The sequence below is a fragment of the Bergeyella zoohelcum ATCC 43767 genome, from assembly GCF_000301075.1.
GTDB classification, from domain to species: domain Bacteria; phylum Bacteroidota; class Bacteroidia; order Flavobacteriales; family Weeksellaceae; genus Bergeyella; species Bergeyella zoohelcum.
In genome coordinates this window covers 2096853-2122600 of the sequence record NZ_JH932293.1, presented here as the reverse complement: position 1 = coordinate 2122600, position 25748 = coordinate 2096853, and the positions used below count along the sequence as shown (strand labels likewise).

Here is a 25748-nt window from a genome sequence, read left to right as displayed (position 1 = left end):
TAAAAACACATTGTTATGTCAGACATTTCATCAAGAGTAAAAGCTATCATCGCTGATAAGCTAGATGTAGAAGAAACAGAAGTAACTGCGGAAGCGAGCTTCACGAACGATTTGGGAGCTGATTCTTTGGATACTGTAGAATTAATCATGGAATTTGAAAAGGAATTTAATATTCAAATCCCAGATGATCAAGCAGAAAAAATTACGACTGTAGGACACGCTATCGCTTACATCGAAGAAGTTGTAAACAAATAATCTTTTTTTAAAAAAAAACTTAAGATTTATGGAATTGAAGAGAGTTGTAGTAACTGGTTTTGGTGCTGTTACACCTATTGGGAAAAATGCAAACGAATACTGGGAAAACCTCGTGAAAGGGGTGAGCGGAGCTGCGCCTATAACTCTTTTCGATGCCAGCAATTTTAAAACCAAGTTTGCTTGCGAAGTAAAAGATTTTAATCCTTTAGATTATTTTGATAAAAAAGAATCTAAAAAATTAGATCGTAATAGTCAGCTTGGTATTGTAGCTGCCCGCGAAGCAGTAGCTCACTCTAGAATCATTGAGGGTAATGTAGATAAAGATAGGGTAGGAGTGATTTGGGGTTCTGGTATTGGTGGTCTAGAAACCTTTGAAACGGAAGTTTTGGGCTGGGCGAATACTGACATCCCAAGATTTAATCCTTTCTTTATTCCTAAAATGATTGCGGATATCACACCAGGACACATTTCTATAGAATATGGTTTCCATGGTCCTAACTATACTACGGTATCGGCGTGTGCGTCATCTGCTAATGCACTTATTGATGCTAAAATGCTTATCCAGCTAGGAAAGGCTAATGTCATTGTTTGTGGAGGTTCTGAAGCAGCTGTAACAGCCAGTGGAGTAGGGGGATTCAATGCCATGATGGCACTCTCTACTAGAAATGAAGACCCTTCTACCGCGTCTAGACCGTTTGATAAAGATAGAGACGGTTTCGTATTAGGGGAAGGAGCTGGATGTATTATTCTAGAAGAATATGAGCATGCCGTAAAAAGAGGTGCCACTATTTATGCGGAACTGAAGGGAGGTGGGCTGAGTGCAGATGCACATCATATGACAGCACCTCATCCTGAAGGTTTGGGAGCGTATATGGTAATGAAAAATTGTTTAGAAGATGCAGGGGTAGAGGCTCATGAAGTGGATCATATTAATATGCATGGTACTTCCACACCATTAGGAGATATTGCAGAATCTAATGCCATTTCTAAAATCATGGGAGAACACGCGGATAAGATTCAGATTAACTCTACCAAGTCTATGACAGGACATTTATTAGGTGCAGCAGGGGTGATAGAGGCCATAGCCGCACTAGGAACCATTATCCACGGCGTGGTACCACCTACCATTAACCACTTTACCGATGACGAAAAAATAGACAGCCGTCTTAACTTCACTTTTAATGAGGCGGTGAAGAAAGAAGTGAAAGTAGCTATGAGCAATACTTTCGGTTTTGGAGGACATAATGCATGTGTGCTTTTCAAAAAAATATAAGAAAAACATGCAGTTTGGAGGTTTCATATCCCGAATATTCCTTTTACAAAAAAAAAATAAAAATACTCCGCGAGTCCAAAGTCCTTTGGAAATGAAGCTCTCTGTCATCTTGGGAGTGCCTATTACCCAAATAGAGTGGTACAAAGAGGCTTTTTCTCTACGGAATTCAGGGAAAAAATCCAGAGCAAAAAACTATGAAAGATTAGAGTTTTTAGGGGATTCTATTCTGGGAAGTATTATTTCTTGCTATCTCTATGAACACTATCCCAGAGAAAACGAAGGGTTTCTTACGCAGATGAAATCCAAAATCGTGAACCGAAAAAATCTTAATAAAGTGGGGGAAGACCTCCAGCTTACCCGATTAATCATTAATCAAAATGCAAACGCCTTAGGTGAAAATATCCATGGAAATCTACTTGAGGCACTCATAGGGGCAATCTATCTAGACAAAGGGTATGATATGTGTAAAAGTATTGTGCTTACCAAACTATTACCCCCAGAAACCATTGCTACCCTAGAGCATAAAATCATCAGTTATAAAGGTCTTCTATTAGAATGGAGCCAAAAGCATAAGCACATCTTACAGTACGAAACGCAAGAGGAAATTCTTCCCAATAGTAAAATAAACTCATTCAAGGCATTTGTGCTGATTGATGGTGAGAAAGTAGCTAATGCTACTGACAGTTCTAAGAAAAAAGCAGAAGAAAAAGCGGCTCAAAGAGCTTTCTATGGACTGAATAAAAAGATTAAAATAGATGAAAGAACCCCTAATCCTTCAGTTCGATGAGCATGAAGCGGAACCGATTTCTATAGGTTTATTAAGTTTGGTGAAAAAACTTCCAGACTATGAGTTCTTTTATAAAGTTAATCAGCTTAATTCATTTCAGTTTTCTAGAGTAGATGACCTTGTTCTTCATGGTCAGTATTATTCTTATACCTTTGCGGTATATTATGCATGTAGTGTAGAGCATAAAACGGGGTTTTATATTATATCTAATCGTTCCATTGCTTCTGAACAGATACATCCTATTACAGAGTTCTTTATAGATGAACAGGAAGTTAAATTTCTATTAAATAACTATCAAGAAGTAGAGTTCATTATTAAAACTACTGATTTTTGTCCCAGTTTTTCAGTAATTTTGTTCCCTGAAAATAGTACTTTCGCCATTAAAGAACTATCTATACACCAAGGCGAAGAATTATATAATACTTTATTTTATTATGAATAAGACACTTAAAAAAACAAAAATAATTGCCACTTTAGGACCCTCTACCTCTACCAAAGAAATTATGAAGGAAATGGTCTTGGCAGGAACCAATATCTTTAGAATTAATTTTTCTCATGCAGATTATGCGATAATAAAAAACAATGTAAAAATCATCAGAGAAATTAATGAGGAGTTAGGTACTTCTGTAGGTATTCTAGGGGATTTACAAGGTCCAAAACTAAGAATAGGTGTGGTGAAAGAGGGGGCTTATCTCCATCCTGGTGATGTGCTTACCTTTACGAACGAAAATGTGGAAGGAGACAGTACCAAGGTATATATGACCTATAAAAACTTCCCTAAAGATGTAAAAGTAGGCGAAAATATATTGATAGATGATGGTAAGCTGGTGCTCCAAGTAACTGCGACTAATGGTTATGATACTGTAGAAGCTATGACGGTTCAAGGAGGACCTCTCAGTTCTAAAAAAGGGGTGAATCTCCCCAATACCAATGTTTCTCTTCCTGCATTGACAGAAAAAGATATTGAAGATGTGAAGTTTATGTTGGAACTGGATTTTGATTGGATTGCACTTTCTTTTGTGCGTCATGCTCAGGATATCAGAGACCTCAAAAACTTAATAGAAAAAGAATCTAAGACGGAATATAGAGTTCCTATCATTGCTAAAATAGAAAAACCAGAAGGAGTAGAAAATATTGATGAAATATTAGCTGAATGCCAAGGGTTAATGGTGGCACGAGGGGATTTAGGGGTGGAAATTCCTATGGAAGAAGTTCCTGCCATCCAAAAAACTTTGGTGAGAAAGGCAAGAGATTATTCTAAACCTGTCATCATTGCTACCCAAATGATGGAAACCATGATTAATAGCCTTACACCTACTCGTGCAGAGGTAAATGATGTAGCCAATTCGGTATTGGATGGAGCAGATGCAGTGATGCTTTCTGGCGAAACTTCTGTGGGTAAATATCCTGTGGAGGTGATCCAGAATATGGCTAAAATAGTGAAAAATATAGAAACCAGCCACTACTATAAACTGAGAAATGCTCCTATAGAAAAGCATTTTCTAGACATTGATGAAAGATTTATTACCAAAAGGCTTTGTCTTGCGGCGGTAAGAATTGCTAAAACCACTCCTTCCAGAGCCATCGTAACGCTTACCAATTCAGGATATACGGCATTTGAAATTTCAGCTCACCGTCCCAATACACACATCTTGGTATTCTGTAGTAATCCAAGAGTAGTAACCATGCTGAATCTTCTTTGGGGGGTGAGAGCTTATCATTATGATAATGAGACTTCTACCGATGAAACGATTGTTCAAGTGAATAAAATAGTGAAAGATTTAGGTTTCGTAGGAGATGGTGACTTTGTGATTAATCTGAATGCTACTCCTGCAGGGGTGCATGGGAAAACCAATACATTGAGGCTATCCAATGTTTAAAAAGAATGCCCTTCCAATGACTAAAAGTTAAAGCCGATTATGCCAGATTTTTTACATCCCGATAAAGCCAATTATACTCGCGAAGAGCTTTTGCAAGAGGAAAAAATTCGTCCCCAAAGTTTTGATGATTTTGCAGGACAAAGAAAAACTATGGATAATCTGGAGGTATTTGTTGCGGCTGCTAAAAACAGAGGAGCCGCTTTAGACCATACCTTGCTTCATGGACCTCCAGGGTTAGGAAAAACCACTTTGGCGAATATCATTGCCAATGAGTTAGGGGTTAATTGTAAAATTACATCGGGTCCAGTGCTGGATAAACCAGGTGCATTAGCAGGATTGCTTACCAATTTAGAGGAGAATGATGTACTTTTCATAGATGAGATTCATCGCCTATCGCCTGTGGTAGAAGAGTATTTGTATTCTGCCATGGAAGATTATAAGATTGATATCATGCTGGAAACAGGACCGAATGCCCGTTCGGTACAAATAGGGCTTAACCCTTTTACACTCATCGGGGCTACTACCCGAAGCGGTATGCTTACTAAACCTATGCTGGCGAGGTTTGGTATCCAATGCCGATTAGAATATTATAATATAGAACTTCTTTCTACCATTATTCAGCGAAGTGCAAGGGTGCTAGGCGTACCTATTTATGAAGATGCTGCGATAGAAATTGCCCGAAGAAGTAGAGGAACACCGAGGATAGCCAATGCACTTCTCCGTAGAGTGAGAGACTTTGCTGAAATCAAAGGGAATGGCGAAATAGAAATCAATATTGCTCAATTTGCTCTCAACTCGCTGAATGTAGATGAGTTTGGTTTAGATGATATGGATAATAAAATCATGCGGGTGATGATAGAAAATTTCAAAGGAAAACCTGTGGGAATATCCGCATTGGCAACTTCCATTGGTGAGAATCCTGAAACGCTAGAGGAGGTATATGAGCCTTTTCTTATCCAAGAAGGTTTCATTATTCGTACACCAAGAGGAAGAGAGGTTACCGAAAAGGCATATAAGCATCTGGGACTTTCTCCAAGAAATGAAAGTGGCTTAGGAGCGTTGTTTTGAGTAAAATAGAAAAACTGAAATTGAATATAATAAAAGGCAATGTGGTAAAAAATGGTACTTTTATAATTGATAAAAAATGCTTATATTTCGCACATTGATTGGAAGAGGAAACAAGCTCTGCTGAGGAATAAGCGAGAAAAAGCGAATAGCTTTTACGAAGGTTACGAACATAGTTCATTGTCAGCAATACAATCAATGTTCAAAACGATAGTTTTAGGGGTGAGTTTTTCTCACCCTTTTTTATTAAAACTATCGGATGAACCCTATGGCTAAAAAAACCTTATCCCCCTTGATTTTTAAAATATAAATACCATTTTATAAAGTTCTTTTTAGCCTCAAAACGAAGTCCTCTATGCAAGGTTAATTTCTCTTTCAAATGCGTAAAATAGGCTTCTAAACGATTGGTAGTATAAGGGATTTCACTATCTTTCAGATATGCAAACATATTGGGTAAGGCATTGATAATATGATAAGTAGCTAAGTGTAGATTTTTATGTTTAAACCACTGAAATCCAGATTCTTCATTCATTGATTTTTCTTCTATAAAATATTGATTTTCAACATACCACTGGTAAAATCTATTTACCCAATCGTTAGCCTGTTCATTGGTTTTTAGATGCGTAATTTCTTTGGATAAACACAAAAGCTGTTGGCTAATAAAATGTTTTGGGCTACCACTTAAATAGTTCTTAATCTGTCGTTTAATATGCACTAAACATCTTTGGATAATCACCTCTGGAAACACCTTTTTTACCGCTCCTAAAATAGATTTATGCCCATCGCAGGTTACACTGTAAACTGCCACATTCAGCTTCTTTAAGTTTTCCAAATCTTGCTTTATATCACGAAGTTTTTCCTTGTTGGTTTGGCGGTAAAGTTGCACATATCGAATGTCATAATCGTAGTAGAGTATCAGGCATAATCCATTGGAAAAGTAGGTGCCATCAATCAAGAGATGAACCTTTGTCTTGCTTTTGATGCTGAGGGTAGGAACTTGTGAAAGGTAATGTTTAAAGAGGTTTTGAAGGGTAGATTGGCTCATTGAGCTATCCCTCGAAAGGGTTTTATAGACTTGCCTTTCCATTATCCATTTTCTGAACCAAATGAATTGATTTTTTCTTTTTACACCAATGTTTTTAATCGTAAAATTTGCCTGACAATCTCCACATTGAAAGCGTTGTTTTCCATTTCTTTTTCCTTTTTTGATGATGTGATTAGAATCACAAACTGGACATTTTTTATTCGTTTTGGACATAAAATAAGAGTTATAATGAAACCACTTTCATTATAACTCTTATAAGTCTATAAAAGACAATGCTTTACAAGGTTTTTAAGCACCATTTTTTGTTATATTGTCTAATAAAAAATCCACCTAAATCTTTAGGTGGATTTCCTTTATTATCATTGGATGTTATCTCTCATTCATTGGAACATAATCTCTTGCTTTTGCTCCTTTATATACTTGGCGTGGTCTTCCGATAGGGTCTCCTTTGAGACGCATCTCTTTCCACTGAGCAATCCACCCTGGGAGTCTTCCGAGGGCAAACATTACAGTAAACATCTCAGTAGGAATACCTAACGCTCTGTAAATGATTCCAGAATAGAAATCTACATTCGGATAGAGCTTCTTGCTTACGAAGTAGTCATCTTCTAGGGCTACTTTTTCTAGTTGCATCGCGATATCCAATGCTTTGTCATGGATGCCTAATTTATTAAGGATATCATCTGCCGCTTTCTTAATGATTTTTGCTCTAGGGTCAAAATTTTTATACACTCTATGCCCGAAGCCCATTAGTCTGAAGCTGTCCTCCTTGCTTTTTGCTTTTTCTACATATTTTTCCACATTTCCGCCATCGGCCTCTATCATTTCCAGCATCTCTATTACAGCTTGGTTCGCTCCACCGTGAAGTGGTCCCCAAAGTGCAGAAACTCCTGCTGAAATAGAAGCGAAAAGTCCGGTGTGTGCAGAACCTACCATTCTTACTGTGGAAGTAGAACAGTTTTGTTCATGGTCTGCGTGGAGAATGAGGAGCTTGTCTAATGCATCTACCACTACAGGGTCTATTTCAAATTCTTCGTAAGGATTGCGGAAAGTCATTCTGTAGAAATTTTCTACATAGTTCAGCTTATTATCCCCATGATTTACAGGTAACCCTTGTGTTTTTCTGTAAGTCCAAGCACATAAGTGTGCGAATTTAGCAATTAAAAGCTCTGCAGAGTGGTCTAAATCTTCTTTAGAAGAAACATCTACAGATTTAGGATTGAACGCTGTAAGGGAAGAAGTGAGTGAAGAAAGTACGCCCATAGGGTGAGCAGATCTTGGGAAAGCATCCAAGATTTTTTTCATCTCATCAGCGATGTAGTTGTACTTTTTTATATTGGTTTCAAATTGTGTGTACTCCTCTTGTGTAGGAAGTTCTCCGTGAAGAAGAAGGTACATTACTTCAGTAAAATTAGATTTTTCAGCAATTTGTTCTATTGGATAGCCACGATAGAAAAGTTCTCCTTTATCTCCATCGAGGTAAGTGATTTCGCTCACTGTAGCTCCCGTGTTTTTATAACCGAGGTCTAAAGTGATGAGTCCCGTTTGGTCTCTTAATTTTGAAATGTCTATTGCTCTGTCTCCCAAGTTACTATCTATGATTGGGTACTCAAAAGATTGTCCGTCATAATTTAGGACTACTTTGTTATCTGCCATTCTTGTAAAATTTTGGCGAAATTTACGAAAATATTATTTCATATTAAAATTATAGAATAGTAAATCTTTGTTAATTTTATTTATGATAGAGCGAGGTAGGAGTAGTTAAGGAATTTAGGGGAACAGCATGTAAAATAAAGTGTATCTTCCTGAGTGTTATGGGTAAGGATGGAACCCTGTGTTTTAGGGGGAAATTTTCAATGTAAAAAAAAATATTAACTTTGTATCTCATTTTAGATGTAAAATACCTCTCTTATGGTTAAGAAAATAATAATGAAAGAGGTAGGAAAATGATATGCTAAAATGTTCAATATTAAATGAATAACAAAAATAATACTAAGATGAAAAAAACGAGAATTTTTCTTATTTTTTTATTGACCATGTTTTTGTCAGTACATAGCTTCGGACAGCAGCATAAGTACATAGAAACACACGCTTCCCTAGCGAAAGAACTTTCCCACTTGTATGGAATACCACCAGCCATTATTCTTGCTATTGCTTTTGTAGAAACAGGGGGTGGGAGCAGTAAAGGAGCAAAGGTGTATAATAATCATTTCGGAATTGTAGGAAAGAACACGGTGGTTAAATCAAGATACAAGAGTTTTTCTACTTCTAAAGAAAGTTTTATCGCTTTTTGTGAATTGGTTTCCAATAAAAAATACTATTCTTCTTTAAAGGGAAATAAAGATTATGGTGCTTGGATAAAAGCCATGGCTTCCGCGGGTTATTCCACCCAGCCTAAAGAGTGGATGAGAAGAATCCAGCTCATTATAGAACAACAAAAATTATAACGCATCAGTCAGTATGGAAAACAAGAACCATAAAGTCGTATTATTGGTTTCATTATGCTTCGTCTTATACCTTTTCTTTTCGTTATTATCCATTAGCTTTGGATGGAATTTTGAAGCTTTTAATAAGGTGAATTTGGTTTCTGAAGTGTTTCCAAATGAGAAAATAAATGAAGAAACTAAGCGTGAAGATCAGGCGGTAGTGGTGGCGGAAAAGCCCCAGCAGAATTTTAATCTTTACCAATCTCCTCATCTTATTACCAATTTTTATCAGGGGGATAGCATCGTGGCGTTAAGTCATTTTGTAGAAAAACTAAATGCACTTAAGGCTACAGGGAAAGGTAAAATCAGGATTGCTTATTTGGGCGATAGTATGATAGAGGGAGACCTTATTTCTCAGACTTTTAGAAAGCTGCTTCAGCAGGAGTTCGGAGGAAGTGGTGTGGGTTTTTTGCCGATGTATTCCCAAGTAAGTGGATTTAGACAGACCGCTTCTGTAAGTGCATCGGGCTGGGAGGATATCAGCTTTAAGACCAAAAACCAAAGAAACATGTATTTATCAGGGCATGTTTTTAAGGGATTAGGAAGAGGAACTTATGAGGATAAAACTATTACAGTACCTACAGTTACAGAGAAAAGCATTATTTATGGAAAATCAGAAGGAGGAACTATTGAAGTAAATGGACAGGCGGTGGTCTTAGAGGGAAGTGATTGGGTGAACAGAAAGGTTTTGATGCGTGATGAAGATTCGGTACTGAAAATAAAATCTCAATCTTCGCAGCTTCCTATTTATGGAGTTTCTTTTGAATCAGAAAATGGTGTTTTTGTGGATAATTTTTCTTTCAGAGGCATTACGGGAGTAGAGCTAGATAAATTAGATTTGGATCTTTTAGACGCTATCCAGAGAAACAATCCTTATGATTTGGTTATTCTTCAGTACGGTGTTAATCTATTATTTAGAGCGAAGGATACGGACTATTCTTATTATGAGAAATTGGTAACTCCCGCATTGAAAAAAATTAAAACTACTTTTAATCATTCAGATGTTTTACTTGTAAGTGCTGGGGATAAGGCGTTTAGATATGATGGAGAGTATAAGACAGCAGTGGGGCTGCCTCATCTTGTAGAGCTTCAGGCGAAATTGGCTTTTGAGCATGGCTTTGCATTTTATAATCAGTTTGAGACGATGGGGGGAACTAATAGTATAGTGAATTGGGTGAATCAAAAGCCAGCATTGGCTGCTAAAGACCATACGCACCCCAATCATTTGGGAGCAGAAGTATTGGCGGAATATTTGTTCAAAGCGGTAATGAAAGATTACAGAAAGTATCAACCAAAAGCAAAATAAACGATGAATATGTTACAAAATTTTGATTGGAACGCTTTTTTTCAGCAGTTTCTGTATGATAGTAAGAATCCTTTGCTTTTTAATAACGGTTTTTTCGTTTATTTCTTCTTCTTCTTTATATTATTTTTCTTTTTGTTAAGAAATCATCACAAGGCAAGGAGGTATCTTTTTTGTGCTTTTTCGTTGTACTTTTTTTATAAAGCCAGTGGTTGGTTTGTAGGGTTGGTAATAATTTCAGCCATCGTAGATTTTTTCCTATCTAATGCCATTTACAGAACAAAAGACAAGGTAAATAAAAAATTATTATTAGTCCTGAGTATTGTATTTAATTTAGGAATGCTTTTCTACTTTAAGTATACAGATTTTTTTATTGAAATATCTAATTCTCTGTTTCATACAGAATTTAATCCTCTGAATCTCATTCTTCCTATAGGAATTTCTTTTTATACCTTTGAAAACCTCAGTTATACCATTGATGTATATCGTGGAGAATTTAAACCCGCAAAGAAATTTTCAGACTATCTACTGTTCTTGGCATTCTTTCCAAAATTAATGATGGGGCCTATTGTTCGTGCACATGATTTTGTTCCTCAGATTAATCAGCCTTATCGTATTACCGAAAGTGAATTTACTAAAGGTTTTTATCTCATCATTTCGGGGTTGATTAAAAAACTTATTATATCAGACTACATTACGCTGAACTTAGTGGATTATGTATTTGATAACCCTTCGTTGTATTCAGGGGTAGAAAATCTAATGGCGGTCTATGGTTATGCCATGGTAATTTATTGTGATTTTAGTGGGTACAGTGAGATAGCGATAGGGATTGCGTTATGGTTAGGATTTAAAATACCTCCGAATTTTATGTCTCCTTATCAAAGTAAAAATATTACTGAATTTTGGAGAAGATGGCATATTTCACTTTCCACTTGGTTGAAAGATTACTTGTACATTCCATTGGGAGGAAATAGGAAGTTTTCTGTAGCTTCTTTTATTTTTGTAGGGAGTTTTTTAGTAGGGGCATTCATGATGTGTACGCATCTTTTTGGTTTAAGCACGCTGTGGGCTTCCGTTATTACAGCGGTATTACTTATTATTTTCTTAATTCCTGCCATCATTACCAAAAATACTATGGGAATAGCTGCTAATTTTAATTTGCTCACTACTATGTTACTTGGTGGTTTTTGGCATGGTGCCAGTTGGAATTTTATTATTTGGGGAGCTATTCATGGAATAGGTTTGGGGATTCATAAAATATGGATGTTAATTACGGGTAAAAGATTGGCTTTTATGAATAAGAGTACAGCTTATAAAATAGTGATGGGTATATTTACCTTTCATTTCGTATGTTTTGGCTGGGTATTCTTTAAGGCAGAAGATTTTGAAACTGCAATGACCATGCTTAATCAAATCGCCTATAATTTTGATTGGACACTATTTAAACCTTTTTATGACAATTATTATGCGGTAGTATGGATGATTGTCATTGCAGGGGCACTTCATTTGATTCCAGATAATTTAGCGGATAGAGTGATTGCAAAAATGGGTGCCATTCCATTGGTGGCTTATATAGTAGCTTTTTTTGTTTTCTTGCTGGTCTATGGTATGTTTAAGTCATCCGAACAAGTAATGCCTATCTATCTACAGTTTTAGATGGTGGGAGTAAAATGAAATAATATTTATTACCTTTGTTTGTACATGGGGAATATTTCAAAAACAGCGGTGAGCAATGCTAATTTCCAGTTTCAAGGATGGATAGCAGGGATAGGGATTTTTCTTTTCTTAGCGAAGTTATTGGCTTGGCAGCTTACCCATTCCGATGCTATTTTTTCCGATGCTATGGAAAGTATTGTGAATATCATAGCTGCATTCATGGGGTTGTACTCCCTCTATCTTGCCTCAAAACCTAAAGACGATGATCACCCTTATGGACATGGAAAAGTAGAATTTGTTACTTCAGGGATAGAAGGAGCAATGATTATTTTTGCTGGGGTACTGATAGGGGTAGAAGCAATTAACTCTCTGGTTCATGGAAATAATATTCAGAAGATAGATTGGGGAATAGGCATTGTTTTTGCTACAGCAGTACTGAATTATGTGCTTGGTTATTTTTCTTATCACAAGGGACTGAAAGAGAATTCATTGGTTTTGCAGGCATCGGGCAAGCATCTTCAGAGTGATACATGGACTACTGTAGGGGTAGTACTGAGTTTGATTATTGTTCATTTTACCCGATGGCAATGGCTGGATGCGGTGGTATCTATCTTGTTTGGTTGGTATATCATTTTTGTGGGATACAAAATCATTAGAAAATCACTCAGTGGTATTATGGATGAGGCCGATGCGTCTCTTTTAGAGAAAATCTCTCAGATTCTGATTCAATATAGGAAAGCTACTTGGATAGATGTGCATAATGTTAAAATTCAGCAATATGGGAGTAAGCTGCATATAGATGGTCATGTAACTTTGCCTTACTACTATAGTTTGAAAGATGCACATGCTCAGATGGAAGAATTGATTGTTACCATAGCCCATCATTTGGATAGAGCAGTGGAGTTTAATTTTCACATGGATGATTGTAAACCTTTTTCATGTGAAATTTGTTTAATGGAAAACTGTCCTAAAAGAGAGAAAACTTTTGTGCAAAAGGTAGAATGGTCGCCTGAAAGGATTGCTCAAAGCGACAAACATAGAGCCTAATCAATTTACAAAATGGCATTATTTTTATTTAGAATAAATAAATTATACTGGTAAGGTATTTCATTCAGAGAATTTTTCTTAGTTTTGCGGATTCATGGATTAATTATTTGAAATATAGTTCTTTTCTTAAAAGGATTTATATTTGAACATAAGTGAAAATCCATTTTTATTTCATAATAATTTTATCTCTTATAAGGCTAAATAGAATTTATATTCTGATAGACCTTTTGAAATAAATATTTGAGAGAGCTGTAGAAAGATGAAAAAAAGAATAAAGAATTAAAATAAATAGAACTTAGAATATGAGACTTACACCAAGAGAAATTGAAAAGTTACTTTTGCATCAGGCGGGGGAGCTTGCTGCGAAAAGACTGAAAAGAGGGGTAAAGCTAAATTACCCAGAGTGTATAGCCTACATTTCGAGCGAACTGATGGAAGCCGCAAGAGATGGTAAAATGACCGTTGCCGAAATGATGGAATGGGGAACAAAATTACTAACCAGAAATCAAGTGATGGAAGGTGTCCCTGAGATGATTCACGAGGTACAAATTGAATGCTTGTTCCCTGATGGAAATAAGCTAGTAACCATTCATGATCCAATAAAATAATGAATAAAACAAATAAAGTAGGCGCTAAAGGTGCCAAAACGGGATTAATTCCAGGGCAAATTATCCTGAAAAAACAAGATATCGCTTGTAATATTGGGAAGAAAACAGTTGCTATAGAAGTAAAAAATGTAGGAGATAGACCTATTCAGGTAGGTTCTCACTATCATTTCTTTGAAGTAAACAAGAAATTACAGTTTAATAGAGAGGAAGCGTATGGTATGCGTCTGAACATCCCTGCAAGTACGGCAGTGCGTTTTGAACCAGGAGAGAGTAAAAAAGTAAACCTCGTGGAAATAGGAGGTGAAAAAATCGTTTATGGACATAATAATCTAGTAAACGGACCACTTTCTGAGGAAAATAAAGCAGCAGCCGTAGCAAAAGCCAAAGAACTAGGCTTCTTGTAACTTTTTAACTTCAAAGAAAAATAATTATGTCAAACAAAAATGTAGAAAACCAAAATAATGAACTCGATGCACAAAAGAATAATGCATCGGGAGAAGAAGGAGGATGGTCTCGTAGAGATTTTATTAAGGTAGTAGGGGTAGCCACTGCTGGAGTTTCTCTTATGGGCATCAGTCCCATTTTGGCACAAAATGCCAATGATGTACGCGTAGAAAATGGAGACCTCTATGTGAAAAGAGAACTGTACGCCAGCCTTTTCGGGGCAACTACGGGAGATAAAATCCGATTGGCAGATACAGAGCTTTTCATAGAAATAGAAAAAGACTTCCAGACTTACGGAGAAGAAAATAAATTCGGTGGTGGTAAAACTATCCGTGACGGTATGGGACAGTCAGCATCGGTATTAGATAAAGACTGTTTGGATATGTGCTTATTGGGGGCTACTATTGTGGACCACTGGGGAATAGTAAAAGCCGATATCGGTATCAAAGACGGTAAAATCGTAGGTATTGGTAAAGCAGGTAACCCAGATACACAAGATGGTGTAACTCCAGGAATGATTATAGGTCCTGCAACGGAAGTACATGGTGCTTGGGGATACATTGTAACAGCTGGAGGTATAGATACACACATCCACTACATCTGCCCAGAGCTGGTGGAGACAGCGCTATATAGTGGTATTACCACGCTTGTAGGAGGAGGTACAGGACCTAATGATGGTACTAATGCAACTACTGTAACAGGAGGCAAACACTTTATCCGCAGAATGCTAGAGTCTTCCGAGGGAATGCCTATTAATACCGCTTTTTTCGGAAAGGGAAATGCGACTAATTTTGAGGCACAGGCAGAAATGATTAAAGCAGGAGCTTGTGGTACTAAAATCCATGAAGACTGGGGGACTACACCTGCTACAATAGATATGGCACTTAGCGTAGCCGATAAATACGATGTGCAAGTAGCCATCCACTCCGATACGCTAAACGAAGCAGGATATCTTGAAGATACTGTAAAAGCCATTGGCGATAGAGTAATCCACTCTTTCCACACCGAGGGTGCAGGTGGAGGACACGCTCCAGATATTATGAAGATTGCTCAGTATCCGAATGTAATTCCTGCATCTACGAACCCTACTAAACCTTATACCATCAATACAGCAGCCGAACATTTGGATATGCTTATCGTGTGTCACCACTTGGATAAAAATTCTAAAACCGATTTAGCGTTTGCAGATTCTCGTATCCGTCCTTCTACCATTGCAGCAGAAGACATTTTACAAGATATGGGAGCGTTATCCATCATGAGTTCTGACTCTCAGGCAATGGGAAGAATAGGGGAAGTAATTACCAGAACTTGGCAAACGGCTCATAAAATGAAAATCCAAAGAGGAGGATTGCCAGAGGAAAAAGGAAAAGACAATGATAACTACCGTGTGAAAAGATATGTGTCCAAATATACCATTAACCCTGCATTGGCGCATGGTATTGCAGAATACATAGGCTCTATTGAAGTAGGTAAGATTGCCGACTTAGTGATTTGGAAGCCGGAAATGTTCGGTGTGAAGCCAGAAATTATCTACAAGGCAGGAATGATTGTAGGCTCTAAAATGGGTGATCCAAATGCCTCCATTCCTACTCCACAACCGATTATCTATCGTAAATCGTTTGCTTCTTTAGGTAAGGCACTTACGCAAACTTCGTTCAATTTCGTTTCACAAATTTCCATAGAGAGCGGAACCATTGCTTCTTATGGTTTAAGTAAAGGTTGCTTACCAGTAAAAGGTTGTAGAACGGTGCGTAAGAAAGATTTGATTCATAATAATGCAATGCCGAAAATTGATATCGACCCAGAAACTTATGAGGTGCTTATCGATGGGCAAAAAGCAACTTGTGAACCGCTAGATGTTCTACCAATGGCACAACGCTATTTATTGTTCTAAAGAGAACGAAAGTTTTTATCTATAAAAAATAAATGGTGATAGCAATATCACCATTTGTTTCATAAAAAATAGATATTTTAATCTTCTTAATCATATACTAAGATGTCTTATTTCATTCGTCCCTATCATTGTCTCTTTGCACTCTTGTTTTCATTGGTGGGAATTGGTGGTTACGCTCAGGAAAATACAGAAAATGTGAAAATCATTTACAATAAAGAAAATATTCCTATAAGCGTAGAGACCTCTATGCCTAAAATAAAGAATAACATTCAAAAAGTGTACAAAGGCATTTACAAAGACGGAAAGCCTTATGAAGGATATTTTTTTGTAGAAGATAAAGAGTTTGAGGATATGTATTCCTACTATCAATACTACGAAAAAGGAATACTCAAAAAACAATATTCGTCTGATTTTCTGAAAGAAATGTGGGAAAAAGAAGCCAAAGGTGAAAATTTTTCAGAGCATATAGAGGAATTTAATCAGGAAACCATTTTTGAAAATGGGAAACCTAAAAATGGGAGCGTAATTTATCCTCCTTATAAAGAAAAATCTGGCATTGCTGTTCCTATAGTAATCTATAAAGATTTTAAACCTCAAAAGGTATTTTTGGATGTTTTTGGAATACATTACGCAAATAGGCTAATTTTTGAATATCACAACCAAACGATTCGTGTTTCCGCTGTTAAGGAGAATGAAAAATGGATTGTCAAAAAGAAAGACAATTGGATATACATAAAATCTGCAGATAAGGAGGCTACTGATAGATTTTTAACTGTTACCGAAGGAACTCCCCATTCTTTTTCGATTTATTATGTAGAAAATGGCATTGTAAAACAAGAAAATTTTCTATTACCACAGGACGGGAATTACAGTAAAGATGGAACTATTACCACATTGTCGAACCATCTTCCAATAAGAACTTCAAAAACTATTGAAGCGTTTTTTAATGAATTGGTTCAAATAATTCAAGAAAAAGGTTTGGCTGATTTAGAAGAATTTGGAGAAAAATTTAATAAAATTGAACAAACTGAAATACTATTCTATATGCTGTACAATGGAGAAGGAATAGCAGAAGAGGGCTGTAAAGTGCTATCGCTTTCGGAAGGCGGTTACTTATTACAATGTTATACAGCAACGAGAGCAATTTTTTCCAAAAAAGTAAAATCATCAGACGAAATAAATGTAGAGGAGATTAAGAAAATAATGTATGGCACATTCAGCCCACAAAGGTAACTTTTAAGGAAAACAGATAAAAAAAGGTGATTTTGATTTAATGAACACTTTGTCAAAGTCTTAAAACTTTGACAAAGTGCCTCAAGGATTTTAAAACTAAACAACAATAAAGAATGATTCTTGTACACGAAGTTTGTCCCAGCGTAGATACCCAAGGTTTGCAAAAGCATACCCTTGAAATTGAATGGTACGAAGCAGCAAAAACCATCATCAGACGAAAAACCGATTTGGGACTCGAAATCGGAATAAAGAAAAACAACCGTACGCCTTTACAAGATGGAGATGTACTGTATCATGATGATAAAATTTTTGTATCGGTTGAAATCAAGCCCTGTGATTGTATCGTGGTTCGCCCGAGGAATATGACGGAAATGGGCATCGTGTGTTTCGAGATAGGAAATATGCACTTGCCTATTTATATCGATGAAAATCAGTCTGTAAACATCGCTTACGAAGTGCCTTTGTATGATTTTCTCATAAGAAATAATTACGATACTTCTATAGAACACAAAAAGCTACTGCAAACGCAAATGCTCACACTCCATCAGATTAAAAGATAATTGTACATGCAAAAATTACTCACTCTCCTGCAAATCAACGATTCTATGTTCCCCATCGGAGGATTTACCCATTCATATGGTTTGGAGACTTATATCAATAAAAATTTGGTAAGAGATACTGAAACTTCTAAAAAATACGCTGAAAATATGCTCAAATACAGCGTGTTTTATAATGATGCAGCTTTCCTTAACCAAGTGTATAAAGATTTTTCTAAAAGAAAAGTTTGGAAAAAATTGGAGGAATTAGACCAATTGGTTACCGCCCTCAAAGCCCCTTACGAAATTCGTGACGCCAGCCGAAAACTGAGCATCCGATTTCTGAAAACGGCTCAAGAACTGAAACCGCATGATTTTTGTGCCAAATACCTAGATGCCATCCAAAAAGGGACACTTACAGGGCATTATCCTTTAGCTTTTGGTCTGTATGCGTTGCTTTCGGGGATTAGCAGAGAAGATGCACTCACGGCGTTTTATTACAACACCCTCAACGGAATTGTTACCAACTGTGCCAAAGCAGTACCTATTAGCCAAATACACGGACAGAAAATTTTGTTCGAACTCCAGCCGCTTATTGAAGAACTGGTCGCCAAGCAAGATACCATCACCGAAGACGAGCTGGGCATGTGCTGTATAGGACAAGAAATCCGCTGTATGCAACACGAAAAACTCTATACGAGAATTTATATTTCGTAACTTTGAAAACATTTTAATTATTAGAATATTATGGAAAAAACATATGTAAAAATAGGCGTTGCAGGGCCTGTAGGCTCTGGGAAAACCGCCCTTATAGAAGCCCTTACCAGAATTATGAGTGAACAGTATAGCATCGGTGTAGTTACCAATGACATCTATACTAAAGAAGACGCTCAGTTTATGATTAAAAACTCTAACCTGCCTGAAAGCAGAATTCGTGGGGTGGAAACTGGAGGATGTCCCCATACCGCTATTCGTGAGGACGCTTCTATGAACTTAGAGGCGGTGGAAGATTTGGTGAATCAGCATCCCGATATAGAACTCGTTTTTATTGAAAGTGGTGGTGATAATTTGGCAGCTACTTTCTCACCTGATTTGGCAGACCTTACCATCTTTGTAATCGATGTGGCAGAGGGAGAGAAAATCCCAAGAAAAGGTGGGCCAGGCATCACGCGTTCGGATTTATTGCTCATTAATAAAATAGATTTAGCACCGTATGTAGGGGCGAGTCTGGAAGTGATGGAAGCCGATGCCAAGCGAATGAGAGGCGAAAAACCTTTCATCAAAACCAATCTTAAAACCAAAAAAGGACTGGACGAGGTCATCGCTTGGATTAAGAAATATGCACTCTTAGAACAATAAAAAATGAATATCAATAAGGACAATTCGCTCAATAGCCTTATCCAGCTTTCTTGCCGAAGAGAAGGCGAGAAAACCTATTTGGATGACCGCTATTTTGACATTCCCTATAAACTTACCCACTACGGAAATCCGCTATTTACGGATTATCTGGAGATGATTCTCATGAGTGCTTCGCCAGGGATTATGGAGGGAGATTTACTGAATCTGAAAGTCCATTGTAAGGAAGGAGCGGCAATGAAATTCTATACCCAGTCGTATAACAAAATTCATCAGATGCCGCACGGAAAACCCGCTGTACAAACTTGTGATTATCTGCTGGAAGACCATGCGAAATTACAGTACATTCCGCACCCTACCATTCCGTATGCCAATTCTATTTTCTTGGCAAAAAACAATATTCACCTCAAAAAAACATCGCACCTCATTTGGGGAGACATCATCAGTGGAGGGCGTATCCATTCAGGGGAAAGATTTGCACTAAAGTCCTATCATACACAGACCAAGGTGTTTGTGGACGAAAAACTCATTTTGTTCGACAATCAAAAAATAGAACCCGAAACACAGCCTGTGGAAGAACTCCTATTTTTTGAAGGCTATACCCATCAAGGGACCCTACTTATCATCAGTAAATATGCCGATGATTTTAAGAAAGAGCTGGACGAAATTCTTTTAGAACAGTTCACCGATTCGGACTACGGATTTACCCAATGTGCCGAAAATGCCCTGATGATTAGAATCATGAGCAATAGCGGAGATGGCATTCATGATTGGCTCATGAACATCGGGAATATGGCGTGGAGCTTTATAGAATACAAAGAGAAACAAGACCAAAAAGCTCAAGAAACAGCCAGTGAAGCGGAAAAAGAAGAGCAAAATTTGGTAGAAACCCAAGAAGAACCCAAGGAAATTCTGGCATCCGAACCAAAGAAAACTACAGCGAAAACAAAGAATACCGCTAAAAAATCTTCCAAAGTTACTAAGAAGAAAAAGAAAACCTAAAAATAACACCGATGCACGAAGTTTCCATAGTAAGAGATATTATCCAAAATTTGGAGGAGCATTATAAAGACCGCTTTTCCGAAATTTCTACCGTAAAGATAGAAGCAGGACTCCTGTGCAATGTACAGCCCATCCTGATTCAGAATGCCTTTGAGGCCTTGCGTATGGAAGATCCTAAGCTGGATAATATTGATTTACAAGTGGTACTTTTACCCATCATTGCCCATTGTAAAAACTGCGATGAAGATTTTGAAGTAAAATTGCATAAATTTGTTTGCCCTAAATGCGATACTCCATCTCGAGACATCGTGCAAGGCGAAGAACTAAGAATCAGCAGCGTAGCGTTTTTTTAAGAAATAAAATTGTGAAAGATTTAAAAAAATAAAAAATACCACGCGCAAGAAATGCGAAGCTTTAATTATTTAATCTTTGAATCATTTAATCTTTAAATCTTTTAAATTAAATAATAATATCATGACAATGAAACCCAAAAGTAACCAAATGCCCGTAGGTTCGGTGCAATGTGATAATACCACACTCAATCTTTTAAAAGCCAATGATTTTGTAGCGAAAGCCATCAGAGAACGGCTGCCTCACCTCTTGGTGGTAAATATTTGTTCGTCCCCAGGGAGTGGAAAGACTACTTTGCTCCAAGAAACAGGACGAAGACTAGGCAAAGAGCTAAACCTTGCCGTACTCGTGGGCGACCCCGAAACGGAAAGAGATGCCGTAAGGCTGAAAGATGCAGGACTCAATGCCTTGCAAATCGTAACGGGGGGCATGTGCCACATTGAGGCACAAATGGTCCTTCAGGCATTAGACCATATAGACCTAGAAGGTACGGATATTCTTTTCATTGAAAATGTAGGGAATTTACTTTGTCCATCGGCTTTTGACCTCGGTGAAGATGCCAGAGTTACCCTTTTGGCTTCTACCGAAGGAGATGACAAACCGAAAAAGTACCCGAGAATGTTCCTAACCAGCGAACTCATGCTCGTTTCCAAGGCAGATTTATTGCCTTATGTGCCTTTCTCTGTGGACGCCGTTACCAAAGATGCCAGAGAAGTAAACCCTGATTTGGAAGTCATCAGCATCAGTACCCTCAAAGGTGATGGACTCGATGAGTGGTGCGATTGGCTGAAAAAACAATTGGATAAAAAAAGAAACGGATAATCAGCTCCTTTTATCCTCTTTGAGTGCTTTGTAAAAGCATCAAAACTAAAAAATATCTGTAGGGAGGTCTCCTACACCTTGGGGAAGTGTTCCTACACTTGTAGGGAGGTTTCCTACACTTTGGGGAAGTGTTCCTACACTTGTAGGGAGGTTTCCTACACTTTGGGGAAGTGTTCCTATACTTGTAGGGAGGTCTCCTACACCTTGGGGAAGTGTTCCTACACTTGTAGGGAGGTCTCCTACACCTTGGGGAATATTGAACCTAATTATTTGAAAATAAAAAAGAAAGAAAAATTGCTTAATATCTATTGGAAAAATTAGAAATCAATATGAAAAAGATATTTTTAACCTTATCACTATTTGGAATTTCCTACGCTGGTTTTGCCCAGACTTTAGAAGAAATAGGAAAGAATGTAGATATTAATTTATACCTCCGTTCTTCTCTTGAAATTCCTGAGAACGGACAAGGGGGAATGAAGGCAAATGAAGCCCGTTTTGAGGTAAGAGGAAATGTAGGCGAACAGCTGGAATACCGTATAAGATATAGGCTCAATAGAAATAGTCCGGCAGGAACGCTGAACAATGCTACTTCGGCACTTGACCACGCCTATGTGAATTATAAATTCGGGGAGGGCTATAAGTGGAGTACTATGGTAGGGAAGCAGATTAATCACTACGGCAGTTGGGAATTTTATGATAATCCTACTTTTGAGTACCAGTATTCTGACTATGTGAACCGTCAGCAGAACCTTTTCCCTGTAGCGGCTATGGTTTCTTATAATGCAGATGATAACAATAGTTTCCACATTCAGGCATACAATACCCATAGCCAGACTTTTTCTAAATTGGTAGAAGACACGGGCTATAAGCCATTGGGATTAGAGCAGAGCAAATTGCCTTTGGGAGTGAATTTTGCGTGGAAAGGGAGTTTTTGGGATAAGAAATTTCACACTTTCTACTCTTTTACTACTTCGCAAGTGGCGAAAGGGAAGCAAGATTATAAAATCGCTTTGGGGAATAAATGGACATTGGACAAGTTCAGTGGTTATTTAGACCTCCAGCACAGCCAAAATGCCATAGACCACTTTAATGTAATTTCAGAAGAACTGAACGCTTATCAGCAGACATTAGACCCCACTTATGTACACCAATTTGCAAAAAATGTACAGTTTCAGTCGGTAGCACTAAGGCTGGATTATGCTATCACCCCAAAGTGGTATATCACAGGGAAAAGCGTATATGAGCGAATGAACAGCAAGGATAACACCTTAGCCCTAGGTAATGAGATGAACCAGAGAACTCTGAATCTTCTTGGCTTAGAATTTAAGCCGTTTGAGCGTCAAAATTTCAAACTCTTTACTTACTACGCTTATCGTACCAATACTTATAAAAAACCGTTACATACTTCATATCCTCAGCAGAACCATGGTATGTTTGCCATCGGAGCGTTGTGGTTTGTGAATGCCTTGTAGTAACAGAAAGAAATAATCAGAAAAAGCAAAAAAAAATGTCAGTTTATTATCATAAATTCGAAGTAAGGTGGAATGATTTAGATGCCAATAGACACTTGGCAAACTCCTCTTATGTACAGTACTGTGCCCAAACGAGAATGGCATTTATGACCAAGCATAAAATGGGACTTAGAGAGCTTAATAGATGGGGGATAGGTCCTGTAATTCTCCACGAAAAATATTCTTTTTTTAAGGAAATTTATATGGGGCAAGAAGTATTTGTCAGCCTGGAAATTGATGGATTTGCAGAAGACGGCAGTATCTATCAGTTTTTACATAAATTTTATCTTCCAGATGGTACCCACTGTGCTACTGCGGAGGCTTTCGGGGTATGGATAGATATGATGCTGAGAAAATCTACCACGCCACCTGATGATATAGTAGAGGTAATGAATCAGTTTAAAACTGCAGATACTAAGATTTTTACCCGAGAAGATATCAAGGCACTCCCTTTCAGAGCGGAGAATATAGACCCGAAAGTTTTTGAAGAAAAAAAGTGGACCAAAATAAATCTTAGACCATAATGTTTGAAAATAAAGCTCAAAATCTTACACCTATTGCCCAGCTAGGAGAGTTCGGGCTGATTCATCATCTTACCCAAAACTTCCCTATTCGTCAGGCTTCTACGGAATTGGCGGTGGGGGATGATGCAGCTGTAATCGTACCACAAGACCAACAGAAGATAGTGGTTTCTACGGATGTTTTGGTAGAGGGGGTACACTTTAATTTAGGCTATGTGCCACTGAAACATTTGGGCTATAAATCCGTAGTGGTGAATCTGAGTGATATAGCTGCCATGAATGCTACTCCTACTCAGATTTTGGTGTCTTTAGCGGTATCCAATCGGTTTCCTGTGGAGGCTTTGGAAGAAATTTATCAAGGGATTTCTTTGGCTTGCAAACACTATGAGGTAGATTTGGTAGGAGGGGATACCACCAGCTCTACTTCGGGACTGATGATTTCTATTACCGCCATCGGATGGGCATCGCCTGAAAACATTATACAAAGAAAAGGTGCAAAACCCAATGATTTATTGGTGGTAACGGGTGATTTAGGGGCAGCCTATATGGGGCTTCAGATTTTGGAAAGAGAGCATTCTGTTTTCTTGGCCAACCCGAATATGCAGCCCGAGATGGAAGGGTATGATTATATCCTCGAACGCCAGCTCAAACCTGAGGCCAGAACTGATGTAGCTTCTATTCTTAAAGAACTCCATATTACCCCTACCGCTATGATGGATATTTCGGATGGTTTGGCATCGGAAATTCTTCATCTTTCTAAAAATAGCGAGGTAGGTTTTCGCCTGTACGAAGAGAAAATCCCAATGGATTCTCTGACCATCACTACGGCGGAAGAACTGAATATGAACCCCGTTATGGCGGCATTATCGGGAGGAGAAGATTATGAACTGCTTTTTACCATTTCGCCAAGTGATTTTGAGAAAATTAAAAACCATCCTGATTTTACCGTCATAGGACATGCCGTGGATAAAGAACAAGGCAATTATATGGTGCTGCGTGGAAGCAATGAACTCTCTGAAATTACAGCACAAGGATGGAAACATTTTTAAAATAATAAAAAAATAAACTATAGCAATTCAAACCAATTTAAACAATGAAAACTTGGACTACAGAAGAAATTTTAGCCATCTATCATCAGCCTTTTTTTGATTTACTTTATCAGGCTGCCACTGTGCATCGTGAACATCATGACCCGAATAAAATTCAGGTATCTTCACTCATTTCTGTAAAAACAGGTGGATGCCCAGAAGATTGTGGCTATTGTCCTCAGGCAGCAAGATATCATACCGAAGTGAAAATTCATGATTTGCTCCCTGTTCATCAGGTAAAAGCACAGGCACTGAGAGCAAAGTCTAACGGGATTTCTAGAGTATGCCTTGGGGCAGCGTGGAGAAATGTAAAAGATGGACCCGAGTTTGACCAAGTGCTAGACATGGTAAGAGAAGTTACCAAACTGGATATGGAGGTATGCTGTACACTGGGAATGCTTACAGAGAATCAAGCCAAAAGACTGGAAGAGGCGGGGCTTTATGCCTATAATCATAATATTGATAGCTCCGAAGAATATTATAAAGAAGTGATTTCTACTCGTGCTTTCGAAGATAGATTAGAGACCATAGATAATGTGAGAAAAACTTCTATTACCCTTTGTTCAGGAGGGATTATCGGTATGGGAGAAAGCGTAGAAGACCGCTGTGGTATGCTGAAAGTATTAGCCAATATGACGCCTCAGCCTGAATCTGTCCCCATTAATGCACTGGTAGCAGTAGAAGGAACTCCTATGGAAGAGGAGGAACCTGTAAATATTTTTGAATTTGTACGCATGGTCGCCACGGCGAGAATTGTATTGCCTAAAACCCAAGTAAGACTATCCGCAGGAAGAACAGAATTTTCTAAGGAAGGACAAACATTATGCTTCTTTGCAGGGGCGAATTCTATTTTTGCAGGAGATAAGCTCCTTACCACTCCAAACCCTGATGTGAACGAGGATAAAAAACTTTTTGATTTATTAGGAATTATTCCACAATCGCCTTTTGAAAAGCACCCTAAAAGAGAAGTAGTGGAAAAGGAAAATGCACAATACCAGCCACTGGGAGAAAATCCTAAATGGACTAGACCGGAACATACCATCGAGCGAAATGAAGCCGCCAAAGAAAGAGGAAAACGCTTTAAAGCATCATCTAAATAATTGGTGTTTTTTTACTGGACTGAATGCTTTGCCAAAGTAATGAACAAAAGGTTGTTACTTTGGTAAATTGTTTTATTGATAAGCTTTGGCCTCGTAGAGGTCATGTGTTTATAGCATGGGATATGATTGTGTATAACATACGACCCCTTCGGGGTCGAATAACAAAACGGTGGCTGTTGCTATATACATTTGACCCCGCTGGGGTCCTACATGCAGTAAGATTTGAGCGACTGGCGGTTGGCGAACTAGCTTCTAACTTTTTAGCCTTTTAGCTTTCTAACTTCCAAATTCTAATTTCTAACTTCTAATTATTAAAATCATTATACATTCTACTTTGTACATTATACAATCTCTAATCTCCAACATCTAAAATTAACTTATAAAAAACTTTTTGTGTATTAGAAAACTTTATCTATCTTTGCCTCGTTATGTTACACACAATCAATACATATAAAAATACTGAAAAAAAGTGGGCCAAAAATTTG

At 37.7% G+C, this 25748-nt stretch carries 26 protein-coding genes; 24 read left to right on the top strand and 2 right to left on the bottom strand.

Going from position 1 to position 25748, the window contains the following annotated elements:
• Positions 1-15: 15 nt before the first annotated feature.
• The 6 genes from HMPREF9699_RS09680 to ruvB are packed head-to-tail and all read left to right on the top strand — an operon-like array spanning position 16 to position 5263.
• Positions 16-255 carry an acyl carrier protein gene (locus tag HMPREF9699_RS09680; protein WP_002664417.1) on the top strand — a complete coding sequence of 80 codons (240 nt, stop codon included), beginning with the start codon at positions 16-18 and terminating at the stop codon, positions 253-255.
• Positions 256-283: 28 nt separating this feature from the next.
• Positions 284-1528, top strand: coding sequence for a beta-ketoacyl-ACP synthase II (fabF, locus tag HMPREF9699_RS09675; protein WP_002664416.1), 1245 nt, complete (start codon positions 284-286; stop codon positions 1526-1528).
• A gap of 7 nt (positions 1529-1535) precedes the next feature.
• A complete protein-coding gene (locus HMPREF9699_RS09670) occupies positions 1536-2315 on the top strand; it encodes a ribonuclease III family protein (RefSeq protein WP_002664415.1) in 780 nt (259 codons plus the stop codon).
• Complete coding sequence (locus tag HMPREF9699_RS09665; RefSeq protein WP_002664414.1) at positions 2284-2757, top strand: IPExxxVDY family protein; 474 nt, start codon at positions 2284-2286, stop codon at positions 2755-2757. Before HMPREF9699_RS09670 ends, HMPREF9699_RS09665 begins: the two co-directional genes overlap by 32 nt.
• A complete protein-coding gene (pyk, locus tag HMPREF9699_RS09660) occupies positions 2750-4195 on the top strand; it encodes a pyruvate kinase (RefSeq protein WP_002664413.1) in 1446 nt (481 codons plus the stop codon). Before HMPREF9699_RS09665 ends, pyk begins: the two co-directional genes overlap by 8 nt.
• A 39-nt stretch (positions 4196-4234) precedes the next feature.
• On the top strand, positions 4235-5263 hold the full coding sequence (ruvB, locus tag HMPREF9699_RS09655) for a Holliday junction branch migration DNA helicase RuvB (protein WP_002664412.1): 1029 nt from the start codon (positions 4235-4237) through the stop codon (positions 5261-5263).
• A gap of 280 nt (positions 5264-5543) precedes the next feature.
• Here the strand turns inward: ruvB and HMPREF9699_RS09650 are convergent, their stop codons facing one another.
• Complete coding sequence (locus HMPREF9699_RS09650) at positions 5544-6518, bottom strand: IS256 family transposase, variant Zn-binding type (RefSeq protein ID WP_002661810.1); 975 nt, start codon at positions 6516-6518, stop codon at positions 5544-5546.
• Positions 6519-6674: 156 nt separating this feature from the next.
• The gene (locus HMPREF9699_RS09645) at positions 6675-7961 is read right to left on the bottom strand and encodes a citrate synthase (protein WP_002664411.1); all 1287 of its coding nucleotides are present in this window, start codon (positions 7959-7961) and stop codon (positions 6675-6677) included.
• A gap of 341 nt (positions 7962-8302) precedes the next feature.
• On the opposite strand from HMPREF9699_RS09645, the gene HMPREF9699_RS09640 reads away from it, so the two are divergent.
• The 18 genes from HMPREF9699_RS09640 (at position 8303) to bioB (ending at position 25263) form a co-directional block, all read left to right on the top strand.
• The gene (locus tag HMPREF9699_RS09640; RefSeq protein WP_002664410.1) at positions 8303-8752 is read left to right on the top strand and encodes a glucosaminidase domain-containing protein; all 450 of its coding nucleotides are present in this window, start codon (positions 8303-8305) and stop codon (positions 8750-8752) included.
• Between the two features lie 13 nt (positions 8753-8765).
• The gene (locus HMPREF9699_RS09635; RefSeq protein ID WP_002664409.1) at positions 8766-10097 is read left to right on the top strand and encodes an SGNH/GDSL hydrolase family protein; all 1332 of its coding nucleotides are present in this window, start codon (positions 8766-8768) and stop codon (positions 10095-10097) included.
• A gap of 9 nt (positions 10098-10106) precedes the next feature.
• Positions 10107-11750, top strand: coding sequence for an MBOAT family O-acyltransferase (locus HMPREF9699_RS09630; RefSeq protein ID WP_002664408.1), 1644 nt, complete (start codon positions 10107-10109; stop codon positions 11748-11750).
• Between the two features lie 45 nt (positions 11751-11795).
• Positions 11796-12797 (top strand): cation diffusion facilitator family transporter, encoded by a 1002-nt coding sequence (locus HMPREF9699_RS09625; protein WP_002664407.1) that lies wholly within the window; start codon positions 11796-11798, stop codon positions 12795-12797.
• A 302-nt stretch (positions 12798-13099) separates the two neighbouring features.
• Positions 13100-13405, top strand: a complete 306-nt coding sequence (gene ureA / locus HMPREF9699_RS09620; protein ID WP_002664406.1) for an urease subunit gamma — start codon at positions 13100-13102, stop codon at positions 13403-13405.
• Entirely contained in the window at positions 13405-13809 is a 405-nt protein-coding gene (gene ureB, locus HMPREF9699_RS09615) for an urease subunit beta (RefSeq protein ID WP_002664405.1), read from the top strand. Before ureA ends, ureB begins: the two co-directional genes overlap by 1 nt.
• A gap of 161 nt (positions 13810-13970) precedes the next feature.
• Positions 13971-15743, top strand: a complete 1773-nt coding sequence (gene ureC / locus HMPREF9699_RS09610) for an urease subunit alpha (RefSeq protein WP_051008223.1) — start codon at positions 13971-13973, stop codon at positions 15741-15743.
• Positions 15744-15845: 102 nt separating this feature from the next.
• On the top strand, positions 15846-16976 hold the full coding sequence (locus HMPREF9699_RS09605; RefSeq protein ID WP_002664403.1) for a hypothetical protein: 1131 nt from the start codon (positions 15846-15848) through the stop codon (positions 16974-16976).
• Between the two features lie 113 nt (positions 16977-17089).
• Positions 17090-17536, top strand: a complete 447-nt coding sequence (locus HMPREF9699_RS09600) for an urease accessory protein UreE (RefSeq protein WP_002664402.1) — start codon at positions 17090-17092, stop codon at positions 17534-17536.
• A gap of 6 nt (positions 17537-17542) precedes the next feature.
• Complete coding sequence (locus tag HMPREF9699_RS09595; protein WP_002664401.1) at positions 17543-18229, top strand: urease accessory protein UreF; 687 nt, start codon at positions 17543-17545, stop codon at positions 18227-18229.
• Between the two features lie 30 nt (positions 18230-18259).
• Positions 18260-18871, top strand: coding sequence for an urease accessory protein UreG (ureG, locus tag HMPREF9699_RS09590; RefSeq protein ID WP_002664400.1), 612 nt, complete (start codon positions 18260-18262; stop codon positions 18869-18871).
• 3 nt (positions 18872-18874) lie between these two features.
• Positions 18875-19870, top strand: a complete 996-nt coding sequence (locus HMPREF9699_RS09585; RefSeq protein WP_002664399.1) for an urease accessory protein UreD — start codon at positions 18875-18877, stop codon at positions 19868-19870.
• An 11-nt stretch (positions 19871-19881) separates the two neighbouring features.
• Positions 19882-20223, top strand: a complete 342-nt coding sequence (locus tag HMPREF9699_RS09580; protein WP_002664398.1) for a hydrogenase maturation nickel metallochaperone HypA/HybF — start codon at positions 19882-19884, stop codon at positions 20221-20223.
• 121 nt (positions 20224-20344) lie between these two features.
• Positions 20345-21043, top strand: a complete 699-nt coding sequence (hypB, locus tag HMPREF9699_RS09575) for a hydrogenase nickel incorporation protein HypB (protein ID WP_115599280.1) — start codon at positions 20345-20347, stop codon at positions 21041-21043.
• 329 nt (positions 21044-21372) lie between these two features.
• Positions 21373-22515 carry a porin gene (locus HMPREF9699_RS09570; protein ID WP_002664396.1) on the top strand — a complete coding sequence of 381 codons (1143 nt, stop codon included), beginning with the start codon at positions 21373-21375 and terminating at the stop codon, positions 22513-22515.
• A gap of 35 nt (positions 22516-22550) precedes the next feature.
• Positions 22551-23078: an acyl-CoA thioesterase gene (locus HMPREF9699_RS09565; RefSeq protein ID WP_002664395.1), complete on the top strand. Its 528-nt coding sequence runs from the start codon at positions 22551-22553 to the stop codon at positions 23076-23078.
• Positions 23078-24124 (top strand): thiamine-phosphate kinase, encoded by a 1047-nt coding sequence (gene thiL, locus HMPREF9699_RS09560; RefSeq protein WP_002664394.1) that lies wholly within the window; start codon positions 23078-23080, stop codon positions 24122-24124. Before HMPREF9699_RS09565 ends, thiL begins: the two co-directional genes overlap by 1 nt.
• 44 nt (positions 24125-24168) lie before the next feature.
• A complete protein-coding gene (gene bioB / locus HMPREF9699_RS09555) occupies positions 24169-25263 on the top strand; it encodes a biotin synthase BioB (protein ID WP_002664393.1) in 1095 nt (364 codons plus the stop codon).
• The last annotated feature ends 485 nt before the right edge of the window (positions 25264-25748 follow it).

Coding starts and splice junctions, on each gene's coding strand:
- ruvB (WP_002664412.1), top strand. CDS start 4,235: ATGCCAGATTTTTTACATCCCGATAAAGCCAATTATACTCGCGAAGAG.
- ureA (WP_002664406.1), top strand. CDS start 13,100: ATGAGACTTACACCAAGAGAAATTGAAAAGTTACTTTTGCATCAGGCG.
- pyk (WP_002664413.1), top strand. CDS start 2,750: ATGAATAAGACACTTAAAAAAACAAAAATAATTGCCACTTTAGGACCC.
- HMPREF9699_RS09630 (WP_002664408.1), top strand. CDS start 10,107: ATGTTACAAAATTTTGATTGGAACGCTTTTTTTCAGCAGTTTCTGTAT.
- HMPREF9699_RS09585 (WP_002664399.1), top strand. CDS start 18,875: ATGAATATCAATAAGGACAATTCGCTCAATAGCCTTATCCAGCTTTCT.
- HMPREF9699_RS09605 (WP_002664403.1), top strand. CDS start 15,846: ATGTCTTATTTCATTCGTCCCTATCATTGTCTCTTTGCACTCTTGTTT.
- HMPREF9699_RS09680 (WP_002664417.1), top strand. CDS start 16: ATGTCAGACATTTCATCAAGAGTAAAAGCTATCATCGCTGATAAGCTA.
- HMPREF9699_RS09640 (WP_002664410.1), top strand. CDS start 8,303: ATGAAAAAAACGAGAATTTTTCTTATTTTTTTATTGACCATGTTTTTG.
- ureB (WP_002664405.1), top strand. CDS start 13,405: ATGAATAAAACAAATAAAGTAGGCGCTAAAGGTGCCAAAACGGGATTA.
- HMPREF9699_RS09595 (WP_002664401.1), top strand. CDS start 17,543: ATGCAAAAATTACTCACTCTCCTGCAAATCAACGATTCTATGTTCCCC.
- HMPREF9699_RS09635 (WP_002664409.1), top strand. CDS start 8,766: ATGGAAAACAAGAACCATAAAGTCGTATTATTGGTTTCATTATGCTTC.
- HMPREF9699_RS09645 (WP_002664411.1), bottom strand. CDS start 7,961: ATGGCAGATAACAAAGTAGTCCTAAATTATGACGGACAATCTTTTGAG.
- HMPREF9699_RS09570 (WP_002664396.1), top strand. CDS start 21,373: ATGAAAAAGATATTTTTAACCTTATCACTATTTGGAATTTCCTACGCT.
- HMPREF9699_RS09625 (WP_002664407.1), top strand. CDS start 11,796: ATGGGGAATATTTCAAAAACAGCGGTGAGCAATGCTAATTTCCAGTTT.
- HMPREF9699_RS09650 (WP_002661810.1), bottom strand. CDS start 6,518: ATGTCCAAAACGAATAAAAAATGTCCAGTTTGTGATTCTAATCACATC.
- hypB (WP_115599280.1), top strand. CDS start 20,345: ATGACAATGAAACCCAAAAGTAACCAAATGCCCGTAGGTTCGGTGCAA.
- HMPREF9699_RS09580 (WP_002664398.1), top strand. CDS start 19,882: ATGCACGAAGTTTCCATAGTAAGAGATATTATCCAAAATTTGGAGGAG.
- HMPREF9699_RS09670 (WP_002664415.1), top strand. CDS start 1,536: ATGCAGTTTGGAGGTTTCATATCCCGAATATTCCTTTTACAAAAAAAA.
- bioB (WP_002664393.1), top strand. CDS start 24,169: ATGAAAACTTGGACTACAGAAGAAATTTTAGCCATCTATCATCAGCCT.
- HMPREF9699_RS09565 (WP_002664395.1), top strand. CDS start 22,551: ATGTCAGTTTATTATCATAAATTCGAAGTAAGGTGGAATGATTTAGAT.
- ureG (WP_002664400.1), top strand. CDS start 18,260: ATGGAAAAAACATATGTAAAAATAGGCGTTGCAGGGCCTGTAGGCTCT.
- fabF (WP_002664416.1), top strand. CDS start 284: ATGGAATTGAAGAGAGTTGTAGTAACTGGTTTTGGTGCTGTTACACCT.
- HMPREF9699_RS09600 (WP_002664402.1), top strand. CDS start 17,090: ATGATTCTTGTACACGAAGTTTGTCCCAGCGTAGATACCCAAGGTTTG.
- thiL (WP_002664394.1), top strand. CDS start 23,078: ATGTTTGAAAATAAAGCTCAAAATCTTACACCTATTGCCCAGCTAGGA.
- ureC (WP_051008223.1), top strand. CDS start 13,971: ATGGGCATCAGTCCCATTTTGGCACAAAATGCCAATGATGTACGCGTA.
- HMPREF9699_RS09665 (WP_002664414.1), top strand. CDS start 2,284: ATGAAAGAACCCCTAATCCTTCAGTTCGATGAGCATGAAGCGGAACCG.